Source organism: Microcella alkaliphila (assembly GCF_002355395.1).
Lineage (GTDB): Bacteria > Actinomycetota > Actinomycetes > Actinomycetales > Microbacteriaceae > Microcella > Microcella alkaliphila_A.
In genome coordinates this window covers 2,132,532-2,153,548 of sequence record NZ_AP017315.1, presented here as the reverse complement: position 1 = coordinate 2,153,548, position 21,017 = coordinate 2,132,532, and the positions used below count along the sequence as shown (strand labels likewise).

The following is a 21,017-nucleotide window of genomic DNA, read 5'->3' as shown; positions in this document are numbered from 1 at the left end:
AGTACCTGTCGGCAGCCTGGGGCGGTGACCTCTCGGAAGAAGACTGGATGGCACAGGCCGAAGAAGACCAGCGCATCCGCGAAGAGATCGTCGCCGAGTGCATGGCAGAGCAGGGCTTCGAGTACATCCCCGTTGTGGACATCGGGTGGGGGTCGAGTTCGGGCGACGAGTGGAATCCTGACGACCGCGAATGGGTCGCGCAATGGGGCTATGGGGCGGTGCGCTACCCGGGCATGAACGACGTGCCTGACCCTGATGAGCAGATGGTTGATCCGAACCAAGAGTACGTCGAGAGTCTCTCTGAGTCCGAGATGACGGCGTTCTACGAGGCGTTGTACGGCCCGCAGCCGACGGAGGAGGAACTCAACGAAGACGGCTCGTACGACTACAACTGGGAGACGGCGGGCTGCCAGGGCTTCGCCGAAAACGAGATTAACGGTGAGAATCCGATCGATTCTGACGAGCACAAGCCCCTGATGGACGCCATCAACGAGCTCTACATGCAGATGGAGACCAACCCGGCCTTCGCGGAGGTCGACGCAGAGTGGGTAACCTGCATGGCTGACGCCGGCTTCTCTGGTTTCAGCACGCAGCCCGACGCGCAGAACTCGGTCTACGACGAACTCAACAGCTACTACGAGGGCATGACCGAATTCATCGAGGACGACCCCGCACTCGATGAGATCGCCGACCGCGAGGTTGAACTGGCCCTCGCCGACCTCGACTGCCGCGAGTCGACCGACTACCGCGAGCGACGCCAGGCCGTCTCCGTCGAGCTCGAAGAGCAGTTCATCGCCGACAACAAGGCTGCCCTCGACGCACTCGTCGCCGACGCTGAGCAAGGTCAGGGGCAGTGACGACCCCCGCTGTCAGCGGCTGGAAGCGAGTTTTCGGGGCGAATCGCGCGGTGTGGGTGACGGCGGCGATCGCCGTGGTCGCCCTCGTCGCGGGCGTGCTGGTCGGGCGGTTTGTCGTCTCACCGGCCGATGCCTCAGCGTCGTCGGACGCGCCTGACCCCGGGCTCGTCACTGTTCCCGTCGAGTACGGCGTGCTGTCGAACGACCTCACCCTGCGGGGAGATGTCGGCTTCGCCGACTCCGTCGAGGTCACCATCGATGCGGCGTCGTTCGGTGGTGCCCCCGTCGTGACGGGAGCGGTGCCCGAGGTCGATTCGTCGCTCGAGCCGCTCTCGGTGGCGCTGGCCGTCACCGGCCGCCCGGTCATCGTGCTGCCAGGCGAGCTTCCGGCCTACCGCACCCTCGAATTCGGGATGCGCGGCCCCGACGTCGTTCAATTCAAAGAGGCGATGGCCGCCGTCGGCATCGCTGCGGGTGACCCGGCCTCCGATCTCTTCGACGCGACCGCGGCCAACGCCGTGACGGCGCTCTACGAGCGGGTCGGTTACGCCGCACCCGAGGGTGCGGAGGGCGCCGACGAGGCGCTGCGAGCCGCGCAGGACGGGGTGCGGGGCGCGCAGCAGCAGCTCGACCAGGCGCGCGCGGAACTCGCGCGAGCATCCGGAGGGCCGTCGGCCGTCGATATTCGACAGGCCGACAACGCGGTGTCGAGCGCCCAACGGGCCGTCGACGCGGCGATCGCGGCGAAGCCGCTGCCGCCGGAAGACACGGCCGCCGCCCTCGCTCAGTGGAACGCGGCAGTCGGCGACGCCCGCGACAACCTCGCTCTGGCGCAGCTGCAACGTGAGCAGCTGGGCGCGGGCGTCAACACGAGCGCCGAACGCGCCGCCGTCGACTCAGCTCAGCAGTTCGTCACCGATGCGCAGCTCGAGCTGAGCCGCGCGCAGGAGGCGACCCTGCCGCAGTTGCCGTCGGGTGAGGTGCTGTACCTCACCGATCTGCCGCGCCGCGTCGACGCCGTCAACGTTGCGCGGGGGCAGGTTCTGCAGGGCGCGGCGCTCATCGTGTCGGGTGCCGCGCTCACCATCTCGGGCGGTGTCGCGCCCGCCGACGCCGAGCTGCTGTCGGTGGGCGACCGCGCCCAGTTCGATCTCTTCGACGGCACCACGCACGAGGCGACGATCACCGAGCTGGCGGCGGGCGACAACGCGAGCGAACGCTGGTCGGTCGTGCTCGAGCCCGACCCGCTGACCAGCGAGCAATCGATGCAGTTGCAGGGCTCGAACGTCAGGGTGCTCATCGCGGTCGGTGCGACGGCAGGCGAGGTCATGCACGTACCCGTCGCGGCGCTGACCGCCGGGTCGGGCGGCGAGGCCCGCATCGAGATCGTTGACGGTGACCCGCGCGACGGCGAGCGCGCCGAGACGCGCCTCGTCGAGGTCGAGACCGGCCTCGCCGCGGGCGGCCAAGTCGAGGTGACCCCCGTTGACGGCGAGTTCAGCGAGGGCGACCTCGTGGTGGTGGGGCGGTGACGCTGATCGAGCTGCGTGATCTGACGCGCTCGTTTCCGGGCCCGCCGGAAGTGCAAGCACTGAAGGCCGTCAACCTCTCGATCGGGCGGGGTGACTACCTGTCGATCGTGGGGCCAAGCGGCTCGGGTAAGTCGACGATGCTGAATATCCTGGGCCTGCTCGACCGGCCCACGGTCGGCGAGTACCGCATCGATGGAGTGCTCACGGGGGGTCTCGATGAGGATGCGCGGGCGGGCGTCCGCGCGCAACGGATCGGCTTCGTGTTCCAGTCGTTTCACCTCATGCCGCGCCGCACGGTGTTCGAGAACGTGCTCATGCCGATGGCCTACAGCGGGGTGCCGCGCGCCGAACGCATCGACCGCGCCCGCCAGACTCTCGAACGTGTGGGGCTGGGGCATCGACTCGACTTCTTGCCAACGACGCTGTCGGGTGGCGAGCGGCAACGCGTCGCCGTCGCGCGCGCCGTGGTCAGCAAGCCGTCGATCGTGCTCGCGGACGAGCCGACGGGCAACCTCGACCAGGCCACGAGCGGCGAGGTCATGACGCTGTTCGACGAGCTGCGCGACGACGGGTTGACCCTCGTCGTCATCACGCACGACCCCGAGGTGGCCGCGCGCGCCGACCGGGTGGTGCGCATCACCGACGGCCGCCTCGAGGAGCAGCGATGATGCGGCGGATGCGCATCCGCCCGCCCTGGCGACGTCGCAACGCGGCGGCGGGCGCCGGGAGCGCCAACGGCCTGACCCTCGATGGTGGCGCTGGCACAGAGGCAGGGGCGCACAACGAGTCGGGCGCTTCGCTCGTAACCCCTGTGCCCCGCGCCGACCGCTTCACATCGCAGGACCTAGTGGTCGAGGCGATCGCCGACGTCGGGTCGCGGCCCGGCCGACTTGTTATGACGCTCGCGGGCACCGTGCTGGGCGTGGGTGCACTCGTCGCCACGCTCGGCTTCGCGCAGACCGCCGAGTACCAGATCGCCCGGCAGTTCGACGCGGTGCGCTCGACCCAGGTGGTCGTGAGCCCCGGCAGCACCGAGACGCAGTCGGGTGGTTCGGTCGCGACCGCACGCCTGCCGTGGGACTCGGTCGAGCGTGTCGAACGGCTCGCCGGTGTCGAGGCGGCCGCGACGATCAGCGAGCTGTCGCTTGATGGCGACGAGGTCACGACCGTGCCGGTCAACGACCCGTCGGCCGCGACCATCGCCGCGCCGCGGCTCATGGCCGCCGACCCCGACCTGCTCGACGTCATCGGCTCATCCATCGTCACGGGGCGGATGTTCGACTCCGGTCACGCAGACCGCGCCGACCGCGTCGTCGTCATCGGCGAGCGCGCGGCCGAACGACTGAGGCTCAACCGCATCGACCGGCAGCCCGCGGTGTTCATCGGCGACCGACCGTATGCGGTGATCGGCATTTACGGGGAGGCGCAGGCGCGCGGCGAACTCGCCGACGCGATCATCATGCCCACGGCGACGGCGCGCGATGAGCGGGCACTTGCGGCGCCATCCGAGCTGCAGATTCGCATCGCCCCCGGCGCGGGCGAGCTGGTGGGCGAGCAGGCTTCGCTGGCGCTCTTGCCGAACACACCCGAGAACCTCGACGTGTCGGCCCCGAGCGCGAGCTCAAATCTGCGGCAAAACGTGCAGTCTGACGTGAACGTCGTCTTTCTGATCCTCGGCGGCATCGTGCTGCTCGCGGGCGCACTGGGAATCGCGAATGTCACGATGCTGAACGTCTCCGAGCGCATCCCCGAAATCGGCCTGCGGCGGGCACTCGGTGCCACCCGCCGCCAGATCGGCGCGCAGTTCGTGATCGAGTCGGCCGTGATCGGCCTGCTGGGCGGGCTCATGGGAGCGGCGCTTGCCGTCGTGTCGCTCGTCGGTCTGTCGCTCGCGCGCGGCTGGACTCCCATCATCGACCCGTGGGTGACGGTCGGCGGTGTGCTGCTCGGCTCGCTCGTGGGGCTCGCCGCGGGCTGGCTGCCGGCCAGGCGTGCGTCGCGCATCGAGCCGGTGTCGGCGCTGCGCGGCGGCTAGTCACCGAGTCCGCGGCTCTAGTCGAGCCCAATCGACTCACCAACTGAGCATCTGCAGCGAGGGTGCAGAGAGGCAAACCTCGGAGAAACTGTTTTTTTCCTTGACTCACGAAGGCTCAACCAATAATCTAGCTACAGAAGCATCTGTACACCTTTTCACCCAGTCAACAGGGCGGATCTGGAATCGATCAGATGCCCATCGGGAATCAATGATGATTGCGAGGGTAAAGTAATGAAACTTCGTTCACCTTTTCGACCATGGCAGTGGTTGCGGCGATAGTTTTGGGTTCTGGTGTGCCAGCCCACGCGAACGCTGGCACTTTCACTCAACAGGACTATCAGATCGTTTTCTTCTATGACGTTTCAGCGGGCAACGCCTACAGCTTTGAGCGGGCGGGAAGAGGGTCTGAGCGTCTGAGTGTTGACGCGCCCGGCTCGACATTGCCGCAGACTGTGACAGGGGAGCTTTACCGGAAGAGTTTCTGGTCACAATCTCGCATCGTGAGCGTTACGGCACGTTACTCGGACCCGGTCCGCTTCTCGAGTTCACAGAGTCTCTCTTCTTCCAACACCTATGCGACTCGTGCCGTTTGGAACTTCTCGGGCGACCAGCCGGGTATGCCCAACGGCTTCTCCCGCAGGGGCTGAGCGCTCTGTCGATTGCATCGCTCGCGATCACTAAGGTCAGCTTTTCGTACTCAGGAACGATCGCACTTGATGAAGTGTCGTCGGAGTTCTTGTCGTCGAAAATTGCAGTTCTCGGCCCAAATGGTGCCGGTAAATCGACGCTTCTGTCCCTGATTGACACCAGTCAAAACCCCGCTTCGGGTGGAATAGTTGTTCAGGGCTTAGACGTAAAGGCTGACAGAGCAAAATACCGTGACCTCCTCGGTGTAGTACCCCAGTCGATGGCTATGCAACCTGGGATGACATGCGAGGAAACGCTGCTCTACGTCTCCTGGCTCCGTCGAGTTCCGCATGACATAGCGGGGTTGCGGGTGAGGGAGGCGCTTGCGTCGGTGGGCCTCGAAGGCTATTCACATCACCCGGTCCGGCACCTCTCCGGGGGAATGCGTCAGCGTCTTGCTCTTGCGCAAGCGCTTGTAAATCGTCCAAAAGTTTTGGTCCTTGACGAGCCCACAGTTGGCCTGGACCCTGAACAACGTGTCGCATTCAGGGCGCTTCTGAATAATCTCACGTCAACGATCGTAATTTTCGCGACGCATCTCGTTGATGATGTCGTTGCCTTGGCAGATGAAGTGATTGTAATCGCTGAAGGTCGTGTGCTGTGGGCCGGTGAAATTGCGGACTTTGCTCGCAATGAGAAGATTTCCACGGAAATTGTCGAGTCTCGATACATCGAACTGATGGCGACTGTGCGGTGAAGGGTTTCTGGGGAGAATTCCGCACTGGTTCACCTCTTGCCTCCGGTCTAATCACGATAGTAGCGGGACTTTTCATTGTTGCGCAGTTCACGCCAGGCAATCGGGCTCTTCGCCGTTGAGTGTGGGTCATGCGAATAGCCCGCCGCCGATGAGGAGCATCCGGAGGCGGTAGTTGTCTCGGTTGCGGAAGCCGCGGGCGATGCGTCGGTGGAGCTCGATCAGGCCGTTCATCGCTTCGGTGCCCCCGTTGTTCGCGCCGCCGGTGTCGAAGTAGCCGAGAAACTCGTCTCGCCAGGTTCGCAGCGTCCGGCCCAGGCGTGCGACCTCCGGGATCGGGCAGGTGAAGAACGACCTCAACACCTGTTCGGCGATCACGCGACCTTCGCGGTGACCGGCTTGGTGGTAGCAGGATCGCAGTTGTTGCGCGCAGTGCCAGGCGACCTCGACTTCAACATGCTGTTCGTCGGCGGCCCAAGCGCGGGCGAGTCTTGTGCGTTGCCGTTCGGTGAGGTGTTCCTCGCCTGCCCGCAGGAGGTTCCGGATCCCATAGAGCGGGTCACCCTTGCGCCCTCGGTGGCCGTGGAGCTGCTGCTGCACGCGGCGGCGGACATCGTCGACGACCTTGGTTCCGAGCTTGACGACGTGGAATGCGTCGAGCACGGCGCGCGCGTCGTCGAGTTGATCATCGATGGCGTTCTTGTAACCGCGAAACGGATCCAAGGTTGCGATCTTCACCCGGTCACGAAAATCGGGGCCGCGCCCCTGTAGCCATGCCCGGTAAGCCTCACCCGAGCGGCCCGGGACGAGATCCAGCAGCCTGGCGCGGGTGCGGCCCGCCGCATCACGGGTCAGGTCGACCATGCCGGTGAGCTCCTTTGGCCCCCGCCCGCCGACGTTGATCGGCTTGGTCGACACGTGATGCCAGACGTGCTCATCAACACCCAACACGGTCACGCCATCGAAGCGAGCCGGATCCGCCTCGGCGATCTGCAGCAGTGGCTTGATCGTCTCCCAAACTGTTCGCCAGCTGGTGCCCAACTGCCGGCGGATACCGTTCACCGAGGCGTGTTCGCGGCGCATCTGCTCGATCGCCCACCACGCCGCCCGAGTGGTCAGCTTTGCGCGCGGCAACGCGACGGTGTGGTCCTGCTCGAGGAACGTGACGACCTCGCATGCACCTTCCGCGCAGCGCCACCGACGCTTTCGCCAGAGCAGTTGGACCGGACGGCCCATCGCGGGTGCGTCCACCAGAGGCACCGGCGCGCGCCCGTGACCGGTCGCGAGGACACCGCAGCCTGGGCAGCCGGCCGGACCAGGTGGGGACTCGACCGTCACGGTCAGCGATCCCAGGCCGCGGCGCTCAACCGCAATCACCCGCAACCCCTCCAGGCCCAGGAGAAGATCGCAGCGGTTGCAATAGTTGCCGTCGGCTCGGCAGCACGTCGTAGGCTCGGTCATAGTCGGGGTCCTCGCGATCAGAAGAGGTAAGAGTCCTCTGATCCTCGAGGACCTCGACCCATCGCCCCAGCAGCCCCGGCTACCGGCGCGTCACCCGCCACCCACACTCAACGGCGAAGAGCCGGCAATCTGCTCCCTGGTTGTGCTGATCCACTAAATGTCGCCTTAATTGTCGCAGTTACCGTTTCTCCAGTAGCTCTTGGGGCAGCGGCTGTTCACGTGGCGAACCTCAGTTCGAGTGGATTGCTTCGCGTTGCAGGCACGTCGGTTCGGGGCCGTGGCGGAGCGTTAAGGCGAGCCTGGCTTGTGTGCGCATCTTGGCAATGGCTCGGTGTGATCGCAATTCACGCGGCAGTATATGCCAACTCGGACACCTCGGGCTTCTGCTCGATGGCGATGCTGGTGCTACCGTCGCTAGCGTTTGTATTTGTTACTCTAATGAGTGCAATTGGCGTTCTCGTCGGTTCTTTTTTCCCCCACTGGGCGGCGGGAGTGATCACCACGATCGCCTCGTTCATCGTGGTACTGGGGGCCCAACAACTGGAAGGCGATCTGGGGCGGTTGGTGCCAACGTCCATATTTACCTTTTATCAGCCGTTCTTCGAGCCTAATGTTCAATTGCACCTCGGACGTGTTGCCTTCTTCGTAACCTTGAGCACGATGATTTGGTTTGCGCTCGCAAGGGACTCTTGGCGTAGTCTTGCTGGCGCGGCCGTGGCAGCTTTTGCTTTGGTGGCTAGCCTCGGGTTGACATGGAGTGCTGATTCATCACCTGTCCAATACAGGACTCCAGCCGAAAGTGTGTGTCTTGAAGAAAATGGCGTTGAGTTTTGTACGTGGCCTGAGTCAAGCGACGCGCTCCAGGCTGGTCTAAACGCGGTCACCTCGACGCTCGGAGTCGTGGGGGGCCGTTTTCCTACCCCTGAAAGTTTCGTACAAGAGGGTCTTCGACCAATTGGTGAGGCGGGCGTCATGAGATTTGACTCGCGAGCGATTACTGACTCCGACCTAACTTTTGCGGCTGTGCGCGCGTTGGTGCCTGAACCGGGCTGTGATATCGGTCTTTCGGCCTGGTTTGACTTGATTGATTGGGTAACCTTTCAAATGTCGCCTGAATTCGCGACTCCGGAACTCGAGAGCCTGGAGGCTCGCGGTGATCGCGCGGAGCGTCAGTGGCTCATGGAGCGTTACGCCTTGGCGACAGATGCATGTGCGTAGGGGTAGTGCTTCACGAGACGTTGCCCTTTTCTTGAAATCTTGGGGCTTGCCTGCGAGTATTTCTGCGCTCGGAGTATTCCTGGTGTTGGCCTTTTCGCGCGTTTATGTACCGCTCCCGCAGTTTTTCGCTCTCGACCGCGTGAGCGTGTCCGCCAGTACGCTCGCGCTGGCGGGCTTGGTGGTCGCCTTTGTCGTGACCCTCGACGAGCCAGTGAGTCATGTGTGGCGCACCAGTAGTAGACCCGTCCGGCGCATCGCAGTTCTTCGATTCGGTTGCCTTGTCGGCATTGCGGTCCTGGTTGGAGCCTTCGCCCTGCCACCTTTGCAGGCGGGACTCAATGCGGCTGCTCTCGTGGTGCTCTCGGTAGAGGTCGTCGCGGCCCGCCGGTTATTCGGGACTCACCTGGCGTGGATTATTCCGCTGACGCATGTTGCGTTCTCCAGCGTGTTTGGAGTCGTGGGCGAAGTCCTTCAGCCGTGGGCTTGGCCGATTGCCGAGGAACTCACTGGTGAGCGGGCTGCGGCCATGATGCTTACCATGCTCGTGGGCGGCGTCATCCTCGTCGCACCACGACGCATGCTTTATGCTCGCGCTCAGCGGGCGGCGACCGGGCGAGCGAACCGCGAGCGGTAGCCCTGAACGGCGCCGCGCATCCCGATGCCACAGACGCCGACGAGCTCGTCGCCGCGGTAGTACTCGACCACGCACTCGTCCTCGAGGGTTCCGGCCACGACCTCGCTGCGATCGGCCAGGTAGGTCATGCCGAAAGCGAGCAGGTGCATGTCGTACTGGTCAGACCAGAACGACGGCAGCGGGGCGAACGGCGCCTCGACGATCGGCGCGCAGTCGTCACCGCGCAGGTGCGCCGCGAGCACCTGGCCGGCGCGCTTGCCGGTCTCGGTCGGCAGATTCCAGTGCTCGACCCGGCGCGCCACCTCGTCGAACAGCGGATTCGGGTAGCGCGCCACGTCGCCGACCGCGTAGACGTTCTCGAGCACGGTGCCGTCAGCGCGCACGGCCTGCAGGCCGCCGTTCACGAGCACGCCGTCGCTCGCGTCAAGCCCCGAACCCTCGAGCCACTCGGTGTTGGCGTCCGAGCCGATCGCCACCACGAGCACGTCGCACTCGAGCATCACGCCGCTCGTCAGAATGACGCGCTCAACGCCAGGGTCGCCGACCAGGCCGAAGAGCCCGTTCTCGCAGAAGAAGCGCACGCCGTGTGCCTCGTGGCGGCGGCGCACCTCGGCGCCGAGCAGCGGCCCGAGAGCCCGCTCGAGCGGGATGCGCGACTGCGACACAACCGACACGGTCGCCGCGCCGGCCTTCGCCGCCGTCGCCGCAATCTCGCAGCCGATGAACCCCGAGCCCAGAATCACGACGTTCGCGCCGGGGCGCAGCGCCTGACGCAGCGCCACCGCGTCGTCGAGCGTGCGCAGCACGTGGACGCCGGTGAGGCCGTGATCGTCGATCGGCAGCGGCTTCGGGCGCAGCCCCGTCGCGATCACGAGCGCCCGATACGGATGCTCGGCGCCGGTCTCGTCGACCACCACCTGCCGCTCGGTGTCGAGCGACGCGGCAGCCCTGCCGAGCACCCACTCGACGTTCTCCTCGAGCGCTGAGCGGATCGGGAAGGCCACATCCGCGTGGCCCTGCCCCTCGGTCTGCAGCAGCTCTTTCGACAGCGGCGGGCGGTTGTAGGGCGCGTGGGGTTCGGCGCCGAGAAACGTGATCGGGCCGGCGTAGCCAGCGCGGCGCAGGTTCTCGGCCGTGCGCAAGCCGGCCATCGACGCTCCGACGATCAGTACGGGGCGCGCGTCAGCATCCGTCATCGCTCGTCGTCTTTCGGCGCGTTATTCGCGGGTCAGCGTGATCGCCTGCATGGGGCAGACGTCGGCGGCGGCTTCGAGGTCGCCGAGCATCTCGTCGGGCGCCTCGGCCTGGTACTCGAGCTTGTCGTCGGCGTTCAGCTGAAACACCTCGGGCGCCTCGAACACGCACTGGCCGTAGTGCTGGCACTTGTTCATGTCGACGTCGATCTTGATCATCGGTTCTGCTCCTCGGGGGTCGATTCCTCGATGCGGGACGGGTACAGGTCTTTCGACGGGGTGCGAATGCCGCGGAACTCCCAGTCGCCGCCGAGCGCGGTCGACACGACCTCCTCGCTCGAGGTCGGCTGGGCGCCCACGTCGGTGCGAATCGGCGTCGGCCCCTCGACGATCGTGTTGGTGAGGCGGCCGAGGCCCTCAACCTCGACCTCGACGACGTCGCCCGGGTACACGGGGCGCGAGTTCGCGGGCGTGCCCGAGAAAATCAGGTCGCCGGGCACGAGCGTGATGGTGCGGGCAAGGTCGGCGACCAGGTAGTGCATGTCCCACTCCATGTTCGCCGTCGAGTCCTCCTGCTTGACCTCGCCGTTGACGATCGTGCGAATCGTCTTATTGCGGAAGTCCCAGTCGGTGACGAGCCCGGGGCCGACGGGCGCGAGCGTGTCGCTGCCCTTCACCCGCAGCATTGAGCCGGCGTCGGTGTCGCGGAAGTCGTGCAGCCCGTAGTCGTTGCCGACCGTGTAGCCGGCGATGTACTCGCCCGCTTCCGCAGGGCTCACGTTGCGGCACGTCTTGCCGATCACGATGACGATCTCGCCCTCGTAGTTCAGCCACTGGCAGCCGACCGGGCGCACGATGTCGCCGCCGTGGCTGTTCAGCGCCGTCACCGGCTTGTGGAAGTAGGTCGGCGCCGCCGGCAACTTCGTCATGAACTCGTCGGTGCGGCTCTGATAATTCAGGTGCACCGCGATGATCTTCTGGGGCTCCGTCGGGGGCAGGTGAACCGCATCCTCGATCGCGATGTCGCGGCCATCGGATGCGCGCAGCACGTCACCATCGCGCGTCACCTGAACGGGCGCGCCGCCCAGCAGGATGCGACGGTACTCGGTCACGCGGCGCCCGCCTCAACCGAGTCGTCGCGCGAGAGCGTGACGTCTTTCGGCGGCGGGAACCCGCCCTCGGGCTCGGGGAAGTACACGTGCACCTGGCCCGTGCCGATCGAGTTCTCGTACTCGGAGTACATGACGCCCTTCGCCGTGTTCGCCTCTTCACCCGTGGCGCCCGCCATCTGCAGCCAGTGGCTGAAGTTCGCCTCGGGCTTGAACTTCTTGAACTCGGGCATAGTCTCGAGGATGCGCTTGTGGTTTCCGCGCCTCATCCACTCGATGCGCTCGAGATCGGCCTCGCGCGCCTCGGCGCTGAAGATGTGGCTCGGGTCGCTCGACTCGTGGCGGCGCAGGTCCCGCAGCTTGTAGAACGTGTGCGAGAGGGCGCCCGAGGCGAGCAGCAGCACCTTGCGGTCGCTGTCACGAATCGCCTCGCCGAGGGCGCGACCGGCGCGCAGGAAGTCCTCCGTCGTCGCCGTCTGGCAGACCGACAGGCTCACCCAGCGCTTGTCGAGTCCGCGGCCCAGGTAGTGCCAGAGGTTCACCGTCGCGTAAAAGATCGGCAGGTGCGGGTCAGAGATGGGGGTGACCCAGGTGCCGTTCTTCGCGTCGTAGTTCGCCACGGCGTTCGCCAGCTCGGGGTCACCCTTGAACGCGTACGGAATCTGCGACATGCCGCGCGGCAGCTCTTCGCTCGTGAAGAGTCCCGAGCGTTCGGCGTGCGAGGTGATGACGAACTCGACAGTGGTCGCCCAGTGCGAGTCGAGCACGACGACCGTGTCGTAGTCGAGGGTCTCCATAACCTCCTCGCGCAGTCGCTTCAGCCCCGGTACGAGACTGATCTCTTTGCCGTCATTGAGGTCGTAGCGCACGTCCTGCGGCAGCATGATTGTGGGCACGTGGGCGAGCAGCGCTGCTCCAACGACTTTTCCCATGATTAGTCCTTCCATCCGGTCGGTGCGTAGACGGTGTTCTTGACGTCGGCGTAGAAGTCGAACGACCAGGTGCCGCCCTCGCGGCCGATTCCCGACTTCTTCGAGCCGCCGAAGGGGGCGGCGAGGTCGCGTACGAAGAAGCAGTTGACCCAGATGGTGCCGGCCACAAGGTTCTTCGTGAGGCGTTCGGCGCGCTCGCGGTTGCCGCAGACGACGACGGCGGCGAGCCCGAACTCGGTGTTGTTGGCAAGCTCGACGGCGTCGTCGTCGCTTGCGAACGTCTGCACCGCGAGCACCGGGCCGAATACCTCGGCGGTGAGGATCTCGCTGCCGGGCTTCGCGTCCGCGATCAGCGTTGGGCGGAAGTACAGGCCGCCGAGCTCGTCGTTCGGGCCGCCGCCGATGACGACGCGCGCGCCGTCCGCGGTCGCCCGCTCGACGAACCCCTGGATGCGCTCCAGGTGCACCCGATGGATCTGCGGCCCGATCTGGGTCGCCTCCTCGCGCGGGTCACCCTGCCGCAGCTGCTGCGCCTTCTCAGCGAACCGCGCCTGGAAGGCCTCCGCGATGTTCTCGTGCACGAGCAGGCGCGTGCCCGACAGGCACACCTGCCCCGCGTTGTCGTACTGCTCGACGGCCAGCTCGACGGCGAGGTCGAGGTCGGCATCGTCGGTGACGATCAGCGGGCTCTTGCCGCCGAGCTCGAAGCTGACCGGTGTGAGGTTGTCGGCGGCGGACCGCGCGATCGCCTTGGCGGTCGGTACGCTGCCGGTGAACGAGATGCGGGCGATGCCCGGGTGGGCGACGAGGGCGGCGCCGGCTTCCGCGCCGAAGCCCTGCACGACATTGAAGACGCCCGCGGGTACGCCTGCCTCGTCGGCGAGGTCGGCGAAGTAGCTGGCGCTCAGCGGGGTCCACTCGGCCGGCTTCAACACCACGGTGTCGCCGGCGGCGAGCGCGGGCCCGATCTTCCAGGTGGCAAGCATGAGGGGCGCGTTCCACGGGGTGATGAGCGCGGCGACCCCCGACGGATCCCACGAGACGACGTTGTCGTGGCCGCGGGTCTGCCATACGGGGTGGTGCAGCTTCTCGACGGCCCAGTCGGCGAAAAAGCGCAAGTTCATGGCGACGCGCGGCATCACGCCGCGGCGGTGGCTGCGCAGGAGCGATCCGTTGTCGAGCGTCTCAAGGTTCGCCAGCTGTTCGAGGTCGCGCTCGACGAGGTCGGCCAGGCGGTGGAGGATTTCGCGGCGCCCCTCGGCGCCGAGGTCACGCCACGCGGGGAACGCAGCGCGGGCTGCCTCCACGGCGCGGTTCACCTCGGCCGAGCCACCACGGGCCACGTGGGCGAGGGTCGCACCGTCGATGGGCGAGACCGATTCGAAGGTCTCGGTCGACGCGACGCGTTCGCCGCCGATGACGTGGCGGGTGTCGACGGTGAGGCCGGCGAGTGTCACCTGGTGCACGTGGCTGCTCCCTTGCAGTGGTATGTCATTCGTGTACGAACGATTCCTTCGATAGTAGACCACGGGCTCGGGGGAGCGGTAGGGCGCGAACCGGATGGGGGTGGCGGAAGCGGCCCGAGCATCCCGCGGCCGGCCCCGTCGTCAGCGCTCGGTGAGCCGCGTGATCTGCCGCAGCATCTCGGCCAACTCGCGTCGGCGCTCGGGGTCGAGCGTCGAGGTGGCCTGCTGCTCGTGGGCGTTGAAGGTGGGGAAGAGGGTGAGCATGAGCTCGCGCCCCGCATCGGTCATCGACACGATGACGAGCCGGCCGTCGCTGGCGCTGCGGGCGCGCGTCACGTATCCCTTCGCCTCGAGAGTGCCGAGCACGCCGGTGAGGGTCGCCTTCGAAAAGCCGCCCTCCTCCGCGATCTGGCGGGTCTCGATCGGCTCCCAGATCCAGGTGACCCAGAGAACGACGAAAGCTGTCCAGCTGAGGTCCGTCGGGGCGAGCACCGTGCGCTCGAAGTAGTTGCGGGTCGCGTTGGCTGCGCGGAACAGGTTCGAGATGACCGCCATCGCCTCAAAGTCGATCGGCAGACCGCCGAGACGCTCGGCGACCTGCTGCTCGGTCTCGGCGAGCGTGTGCGCACTGGGCATGCTGACCCTTCCGTTTAGTCAGGCACCATTCAACGCCATTCGGGGGCGAATGGCCGGGATTCCGGCTCTCGCGCCGCGTCGGGGCGGCCTGCCGCGCTGTGCGTTTCGCTGCGTCGGCCCCGCCCGTGAGGCCTCCGATCCGAGGGTCCGTCGTGCGGGGGACTCGACGGATGCGCGCAGATTCGTTAGCATCCAAACAATCGTTCCCAGAGCAAAGGCGCTGCAATGACGCACACCCTCACCCAGCCGAACCTCGCCAACCTCGACCTGTTCGCGAACGGCGCCCCCTGGTCGACCTTCGACGAACTGCGCGCGACCCCCGGACTGCACTGGTCTGACGAGGACGCACCAAACCACGGCTTCTGGTCGGTGACCCGGTACCACGACATCGTGCGCGTGCTGCGCGACACCGAAACCTTCACGTCGACAAAGTTCACGAACCTCGAAGAGGTCGACCCCGAGCTGCAAGACAAGCGGCGTTCGCTACTCGAAACCGACGGACTGCGTCATCGAGCGCTGAGGCGCATGCTCCAGGGGCAGTTCACCCCGCAGGCGGTCGCCAAGTACGAAACCTTCCTGCGCGGCATCACTGCGAAGACGCTCGACGCGGCCGTCGCGAAGGGGTCATTCGACTTCGTCGACGAGGTCAGTGCCGACTTCCCGATCCGGGTGCTCGCGCGCTTGCTCGACGTGCCAGACAGCGACACGGGGCAGCTCATCGAGTGGGGTAACCGCATGATCGGCAACACCGACCCCGAACACGCCGATCTGCTCATCAGCTCGGCCGACAGCGAGAAGTACAAGCACGTGCCGTTCCGCTCGCCGGCCGCGATCGAGGTGTACGAGTACGGGCGCCACATGGCGGCAGAGCGGCGAGGCAAGGGTGGCACCGATCTGGTCACCCTGCTCGCCGACGGCGTACCGTCCGACGGTCGGCCGCTGACGGAAGACGAGTTCAACACGAACTTCCTGTTGCTTGTCGTCGCCGGCAACGAGACCACGCGCCACACCATCACCCACACGATGAACAACCTGCTCAACAACCCCGAGCAGATGGAGATCCTCCGCAACGACCCCTCGCTCATCCCGTGGGCCGTCGAGGAGTTCCTGCGCTTCGCCTCGCCCGTGTACCACTTCCGCCGCACGGCGACGACCGACACCGAGTTCGCCGGCACCGACATCGCCGAGGGTGACAAGGTCGTCGTCTGGTTCGCCTCCGGCAACCGCGACGACGCCGTCTTCGACGAGCCGTACCGCTTCGACGTGCGGCGCTCGCCGAACGAGCACATGTCGTTCGGACGCGGCGGCCCGCACATGTGCCTCGGCAACGCGCTCGCCCGCATCGAACTGCGCATCATGTTCGAAGACCTGCTCACCCGCGACGTGACGTTCGAACGCACCGGCAGCGTCGACTACCTGCGCTCGAACTTCGTGCACGGCATCAAGCGCATGCCGGTACGGGTGGTCTAGTCGACCGGGCGCGGCCCGCCGTCGGGGCGCGCGACACTGTCCCCTCTCACGTGCCGGCGTGGTGCGGCCCACCGCCGCGCCGCGCCGCCGCGCCGCCGCGCTGGGCCGCGCCGCCGCTCTTGGCCCCTGCGCCGCGCTGAGCCGCGGTGCTGCGTGACGTTTCTCAGGAGTAGAGCGCGGCTCGCCCCGAAAACACGCGCTGTTTCGGCGTCGGCGCGTCTCTACTCCTGAGAAACGTCACGCTCGTCCCCACAACCCGCCATGCTGGGGGCATGAAGGCTGTCGTTGCGCGCCGCTACGGCGGTCCCGAAACCTTGCAGATCGTGGATGCGTCCCTCCCGGAGCCCGGGGAAGGTCAGGTGCGCGTGCGGATCGCCGCGAGCTCGGTGAACCCGCTCGACTGGCACGAGCTGCGCGGCACGCCGCATCTGGTTCGGCTCGCGCGCGGCATGCCGCAACCGAAAGACCCGTCACTCGGCAGCGATATCGCGGGCACGGTCGAGGCGGTCGGCCCCGGTGTGACCCGTTTTGCAGCCGGAGACGAGGTGTTCGGTTACGGCAAAGCAGCCTGGGCTGAACACACCGTCGTCGCCGAGAAGGGGCTCGCTCACCGACCAGACAGCGTGGGCGTCGAGGAGGCCGCAGGCCTCGGCATCGCCGCCGTCACCGCCCTGCAGGCCCTCCGCCGCGGCGGACTCGGCGCCCCACGAACCTGGGACGGGGCGGGCGTCGAACCCATGCCGCCCCGCGTCATGATCATCGGGGCCACCGGCGGGGTCGGCAGCATCGCCACGCAGCTCGCCGCCCACTTCGGTGCCCACGTCACGGCCGTCACGAGCGCCGGCAACCGCGAACTCGCGCTGCGCCTCGGCGCCGAGGAGGTGCTCGACTACGCCGCACAGACCCTCGATGACGGGCTCGCGCGGTACGACATCGTCGTCGAGGCGAGCGGCGCCCGTCCCACTCGCGAGCTCGCGCGGCTGCTCACCCCCGACGGTGTGCTCGCCGTCGTTGGGGCGCCCCGCGGTGATTGGATCGCGCCGGTTGCGGCCGTCGTGAAGCGGGCCGTTGCGAACCGGTTCACGACGAAGACGATTGCGAGCATCCTGGCTCGACGTGACCCCGCCGACCTGGCGAGGCTCGCGACGCTGCTCGGCGAGGGCGCGATCCGCGTGGTCGTTGGCGAGGTCTACCCGCTGGAGCGAATCGCCGACGCGGTGCGGCACAGCGAGAGCGGCCACGTGCGGGGCAAGCTCATCGTGCGCATCGCGCCGTAGTGCATTCGCCTCGCGGGGGCGTCACGCCCGGGTCGGCAGGCCTGCCACCTCGGTGAGAAACGCGTCGACGAGCGCGTTTGTGCGCTCGCGCGCGGCGGACTGCTCGGCCACGGTCTGCGCCAGCATCACGGCCGGGTCCTGCCCGTCGGCGGCGACCTTCGCGTCGCCGCCCCAGTCGAGCCAGCCCTTCAGCCCCGCCGCGTCGAGCTCGGGGTGGAACTGCACCGCGAGCGAGCGTCGAATCGTGAACGCCTGCGAGGCGACCGGGTTGCGGGCAATCTCCACGGCCCCGGGCGGCACCTCCCACCGGTCGTAGTGGAACTGAAACCACGGGCCCGGCCCCACGAGTGACGGCCGGTCGCTCCAGATGGCGGTCCAGCCGATCTCGCCCTTGGGGGCGGGCGCCACCGAGCCGCCCATCGCGCGGGCAATCAGCTGCCCGCCGAAGCAGATGCCGAGAACGGGGATGTCGTCGGTGACGACCTCGCGCATCCACTCGATTTCGGGCAGCAGCCAGTTGCCGATGCAGGCGTCGTCCCAGGCGCCCCACGGCGAGCCGAGCGGCACGATGACGTCGTAGGCGCCCGCGTCGGGAAACTCGAACGCAAGATTGGGCGAGCCGAACTGCTCTTCGGGTACGACGAGCACCGTGTCGATGTCGTAGCCGTGATCGGCGAAGCGGTCGCCGACGGGGCCGAGCGGTGAGACGTGGTCGTGCTGGATGAACAGGGCACGCATCGCGGGAACTCCTCGTTGAGATCGCGGTCGCCTCACGCGAGCGGGGGATGCTCGGATCGGCGTGGCGGCCCATCGACGCGCCGCCGCAACTACAGTATCGTTTGTTTACGAACGAATCAGTGACGATTCGCCAGGGCGCGCCCCGACAGACCACCCGAGTTGAGCGGTAGCGTCGCCCAGAAACGCCACGAGTGCCACAAGGGAGTCGCACCATGACGCACAGCCTCGCCAACCTGCAGAGCGAGCTCATCGCCGCCGAGATCGACGTGCTCCGCGTGATTTACGCCGACATTATCGGCACGATCCGCTCGAAGGATCTGCTCGTGAGCGAGCTCGACAAAATCCACCACGGTGGGCCGACTTTCTGCCAGGGCGTGTGGGTGACGACGACGCAGGGCGGCGTGCTCGACGGCGCCGACGTGCTGTCGAACGGGCTGGAGGACTTCGTCACGCAGATCGTGCCTGACTCGTGGCGCGCCCTGCCGTGGGAGCCGGGCGTCGCCTACGTCGTCGCCGGCGCGAACAACCCCGACATGACGCCGAACGAGCTGGCCCCGCGCACGCTGCTCGAGCGCATGGTGAACGAGTACAAGGCGCTCGGCCTCGTGCCGGTCGCCGGGCCCGAGCTCGAGTTCTACATTGCCGACAAGAACGAGGACGGAACCTACCGCCGCGCGATCAACCCGTCAGGCCGCGTCTACACCTCGGGCGCGACGGTCGACCCGAAGGGCACCTTCCTGCACCTATTGCGCATGCTCGACCGGCTGCGCATCGGCGTGTTCGCCGGCAACCACGAGTTCAGCCCCAGCCAGTACGAGATCAACATCTGGCACGGCGAGGCGCTCGACGCGTGCGACCGCATCTGGATGCTCAAGGCCGGCGTCAAGGACGTCATCGCCCGTCTCGGCCAGGCCGCCACCTTCTCGGGCAAGCCGTGGAGCGACGAGGGCGGCAGCGGCTTCCACCTGCACCTGTCGCTCGAAAGCCCGACGGGCGAAAACCTCATGCACGACGTGTCGGCCTCCGACGGGCTGAGCACGATGGCCCGCCACATGATCGCGGGCATCATGGAGCACGCGCCCGCCCTTGTTGCCATCTGCAACCCGACGATCAACTCGTTCCGCCGCCTCGGGCCCGACACGCTCGCGCCGTACCGCGCCAACTGGGGCTTCGACAACCGCAGCGCGATGCTGCGCATCCCGCCGGAGCGCGGGGGAGGCACCCGCCTCGAGATCCGCCTCGGCGATGGCGCCGCGAACGCCTACCTGATGACGGCGGCGCTGCTCGCCGCGGGTCTCGACGGCATCCGCCGCGAGTTGGAGCCGCCGCCCGCCGCCGTCGGCTACGCCTACGAGGACGAGTCGTTCCCGGTGCTGCCCATGACCCTCGGCGACGCCCTCGACGCCCTGCGCGCGGACGAGCGCCTGCGCGAACTGATGGGCGGCCCGCTGGTCGACGTCTTCGAGGTGATGAAGCGCGACGAGATCGAGCGCTTCACGGAGGCGGTCGGCCCCGAGATGCCCGACGAGGTCACCGAGTGGGAGGTCAAGGAGTACTTCCTCGACCTCTAGTCGAGGAGCGCCAAGCCGACACACGTAGTGGGTGTGAACCCGACGAACGACGATGTGACGATGTGATCGACCGTAATGCCGCGTACAGGCCGAGGTTGCGAGGGCCAACTCCTGCGCTCCACGCTCGTCTCTTCTTTCGAAAACGTTCCGCCGAAATCGTCGCCGGTTGACTCCCACTGGGCGGCCACGTAAGCAAGTAGTGGTCAATTTAGCTTGAGTGTGTTACTGTCCGAATCACCTACGATCGGAGACGCGGTGAAGCTAGGCGCCCTTCTAGTCATTTCTTCGCTTACTATCGGCGCGCAAGTGCCGTCATCGGAAATTGATCCAGCCGGGTATGCAGATGCGGACGCGTTCTCGAGTATGCTCGCCACAGCCTTTCCGGAAATTCTCGAAGAGTCACAGCCAAACTCCACAATCTCTCCAATTGCTTCGGACGACGGTATCACAATTGCTACTGATTCACCCTCTGAGAACGAATTACTGGACAGTGGCGCGCAGTTAGTCCCACCACCAACTGTGTACGTTGAATTCGCGACGGGTGTGATCGCGCCCGAGATTGAGGGCGTCTATCGACTAGAAGTCGAGGACAAGGATTCCGTGGCGTTTCTGCAGGAAACGCAATGGGGGTACCGCATAATCTCGACAATTGGTTCTAGTGACTCACCGACAGCGTTCTCTTACGACGTGGATCTTCCTCACGACACTCGGATGGACGAGACTGCCGACCTGATTTATATGGTGGGGCCCTCTGAAGAGGTACTTGCGACTCTCGAGGTGCCCTGGGCCAGAGACGCGAACGGTCTAGATGTGCATACATACTTCACGTGGAGTGAAGGCGTTCTAACGCAACATGTCGAACTGACTGGATCTGAGACATTTCCTGTCTTGGCGGACCCTGCATGGTCGTATTCTTACAGTTACAACACGGGAAAAACACCAGTAGCCGTCGAGCGAATTTTAAAAAGTTGCTTCAATTGTCATTTTCCTGTCGCCGGTGCGCCGCGAAATTTTCCGACCTTCAACCAATTGCTCCCACTCACTGTTGCGTTCAACAATTATGAATGCACAATGGGTCGACTGGAAAGGACTTCAACAACATTCAACTTTGGCTTCGTAGCGACACGAAATCACTTTCATGGCCAAGGTTCCACAATAAAGTTTTCGTTCCGTAGCGACAATCGCCTCTATGTGAACGCTCGGATCAACAACGGATGGATCAATAACGCGGTGTACCGCGCGGCGGCCGCGGCAAACTGGGCTGTCTTCGCAAACAATCTGAGGAACGCTTCGTGAGAACACGTCGGTTACTCGCGGGTCTCGTTAGTTGTAGCCTCGCTAGTTTGCTCTATCTAGCGACCGCTGTATCTGTTCTCGGCGGGTGGGTCCCTCTCGCTGTCTTTTACTTGCTGCTAGGGGTGTGCGTAGGAGCATTAGCGGGTATTGCGGCCTCGCTGCCGTTCTTGTTAGGCAAGTTCAATACGGGGTGGGCGCTGCTTGCCGGAAG

19 protein-coding genes are annotated in these 21,017 nt (G+C 65.9%); 11 read left to right on the top strand and 8 right to left on the bottom strand.

Annotation, left to right across the window (positions count from 1 at the left end; translation table 11 throughout):
- Positions 1 to 47: 47 nt before the first annotated feature.
- The 5 genes from CPY97_RS10585 (at position 48) to CPY97_RS10565 (ending at position 5,808) form a co-directional block, all read left to right on the top strand.
- Entirely contained in the window at positions 48 to 857 is an 810-nt protein-coding gene (locus tag CPY97_RS10585) for a hypothetical protein (RefSeq protein WP_231923926.1), read from the top strand.
- Entirely contained in the window at positions 854 to 2,389 is a 1,536-nt protein-coding gene (locus tag CPY97_RS10580; RefSeq protein WP_096422562.1) for a hypothetical protein, read from the top strand. Before CPY97_RS10585 ends, CPY97_RS10580 begins: the two co-directional genes overlap by 4 nt.
- Positions 2,386 to 3,057, top strand: coding sequence for an ABC transporter ATP-binding protein (locus CPY97_RS10575; protein WP_096422560.1), 672 nt, complete (start codon positions 2,386 to 2,388; stop codon positions 3,055 to 3,057). Before CPY97_RS10580 ends, CPY97_RS10575 begins: the two co-directional genes overlap by 4 nt.
- An 8-nt stretch (positions 3,058 to 3,065) precedes the next feature.
- On the top strand, positions 3,066 to 4,424 hold the full coding sequence (locus tag CPY97_RS10570; protein WP_096423611.1) for an ABC transporter permease: 1,359 nt from the start codon (positions 3,066 to 3,068) through the stop codon (positions 4,422 to 4,424).
- Between the two features lie 589 nt (positions 4,425 to 5,013).
- Positions 5,014 to 5,808, top strand: a complete 795-nt coding sequence (locus tag CPY97_RS10565; protein WP_161494118.1) for an ABC transporter ATP-binding protein — start codon at positions 5,014 to 5,016, stop codon at positions 5,806 to 5,808.
- A 126-nt stretch (positions 5,809 to 5,934) separates the two neighbouring features.
- On the opposite strand, the gene CPY97_RS10560 is transcribed toward CPY97_RS10565, so the two are convergent.
- Positions 5,935 to 7,266, bottom strand: coding sequence for an ISL3 family transposase (locus tag CPY97_RS10560; RefSeq protein WP_231923925.1), 1,332 nt, complete (start codon positions 7,264 to 7,266; stop codon positions 5,935 to 5,937).
- 333 nt (positions 7,267 to 7,599) lie between these two features.
- Between CPY97_RS10560 and CPY97_RS13325 the strand changes: the two genes are divergently transcribed.
- Positions 7,600 to 8,484, top strand: coding sequence for a hypothetical protein (locus tag CPY97_RS13325; RefSeq protein ID WP_150129259.1), 885 nt, complete (start codon positions 7,600 to 7,602; stop codon positions 8,482 to 8,484).
- Between the two features lie 139 nt (positions 8,485 to 8,623).
- Entirely contained in the window at positions 8,624 to 9,118 is a 495-nt protein-coding gene (locus CPY97_RS10555; protein ID WP_150129258.1) for a hypothetical protein, read from the top strand.
- On the opposite strand, the gene CPY97_RS10550 is transcribed toward CPY97_RS10555, so the two are convergent.
- The 6 genes from CPY97_RS10550 to CPY97_RS10525 all read right to left on the bottom strand — a co-directional run bounded on the left by CPY97_RS10550 (position 9,079) and on the right by CPY97_RS10525 (position 14,454).
- A complete protein-coding gene (locus CPY97_RS10550; RefSeq protein ID WP_096422552.1) occupies positions 9,079 to 10,314 on the bottom strand; it encodes an NAD(P)/FAD-dependent oxidoreductase in 1,236 nt (411 codons plus the stop codon). The genes CPY97_RS10555 and CPY97_RS10550 overlap by 40 nt on opposite strands.
- Positions 10,315 to 10,335: 21 nt before the next feature.
- Entirely contained in the window at positions 10,336 to 10,530 is a 195-nt protein-coding gene (locus CPY97_RS10545; RefSeq protein WP_096422550.1) for a ferredoxin, read from the bottom strand.
- On the bottom strand, positions 10,527 to 11,423 hold the full coding sequence (locus CPY97_RS10540) for a fumarylacetoacetate hydrolase family protein (protein ID WP_096422548.1): 897 nt from the start codon (positions 11,421 to 11,423) through the stop codon (positions 10,527 to 10,529). Before CPY97_RS10540 ends, CPY97_RS10545 begins: the two co-directional genes overlap by 4 nt.
- On the bottom strand, positions 11,420 to 12,352 hold the full coding sequence (locus CPY97_RS10535) for a catechol 1,2-dioxygenase (RefSeq protein ID WP_096422546.1): 933 nt from the start codon (positions 12,350 to 12,352) through the stop codon (positions 11,420 to 11,422). Before CPY97_RS10535 ends, CPY97_RS10540 begins: the two co-directional genes overlap by 4 nt.
- A 2-nt stretch (positions 12,353 to 12,354) precedes the next feature.
- Positions 12,355 to 13,818 carry an aldehyde dehydrogenase gene (locus CPY97_RS10530; protein WP_096422544.1) on the bottom strand — a complete coding sequence of 488 codons (1,464 nt, stop codon included), beginning with the start codon at positions 13,816 to 13,818 and terminating at the stop codon, positions 12,355 to 12,357.
- Between the two features lie 141 nt (positions 13,819 to 13,959).
- Positions 13,960 to 14,454: a MarR family winged helix-turn-helix transcriptional regulator gene (locus tag CPY97_RS10525; RefSeq protein WP_096422542.1), complete on the bottom strand. Its 495-nt coding sequence runs from the start codon at positions 14,452 to 14,454 to the stop codon at positions 13,960 to 13,962.
- A gap of 225 nt (positions 14,455 to 14,679) precedes the next feature.
- Between CPY97_RS10525 and CPY97_RS10520 the strand changes: the two genes are divergently transcribed.
- Positions 14,680 to 15,924, top strand: a complete 1,245-nt coding sequence (locus CPY97_RS10520) for a cytochrome P450 (RefSeq protein WP_096422540.1) — start codon at positions 14,680 to 14,682, stop codon at positions 15,922 to 15,924.
- A 272-nt stretch (positions 15,925 to 16,196) separates the two neighbouring features.
- Positions 16,197 to 17,201 carry an NAD(P)-dependent alcohol dehydrogenase gene (locus tag CPY97_RS10515; protein ID WP_096422538.1) on the top strand — a complete coding sequence of 335 codons (1,005 nt, stop codon included), beginning with the start codon at positions 16,197 to 16,199 and terminating at the stop codon, positions 17,199 to 17,201.
- A 21-nt stretch (positions 17,202 to 17,222) separates the two neighbouring features.
- Here CPY97_RS10515 and CPY97_RS10510 read toward each other — a convergent pair whose 3' ends face one another.
- The gene (locus tag CPY97_RS10510) at positions 17,223 to 17,939 is read right to left on the bottom strand and encodes a type 1 glutamine amidotransferase (protein WP_096422536.1); all 717 of its coding nucleotides are present in this window, start codon (positions 17,937 to 17,939) and stop codon (positions 17,223 to 17,225) included.
- A 212-nt stretch (positions 17,940 to 18,151) separates the two neighbouring features.
- Between CPY97_RS10510 and CPY97_RS10505 the strand changes: the two genes are divergently transcribed.
- On the top strand, positions 18,152 to 19,510 hold the full coding sequence (locus CPY97_RS10505) for a glutamine synthetase family protein (RefSeq protein WP_096422534.1): 1,359 nt from the start codon (positions 18,152 to 18,154) through the stop codon (positions 19,508 to 19,510).
- Positions 19,511 to 19,729: 219 nt separating this feature from the next.
- The gene (locus CPY97_RS13320) at positions 19,730 to 20,806 is read left to right on the top strand and encodes a hypothetical protein (protein WP_161494117.1); all 1,077 of its coding nucleotides are present in this window, start codon (positions 19,730 to 19,732) and stop codon (positions 20,804 to 20,806) included.
- Positions 20,807 to 21,017 lie beyond the last annotated feature (211 nt).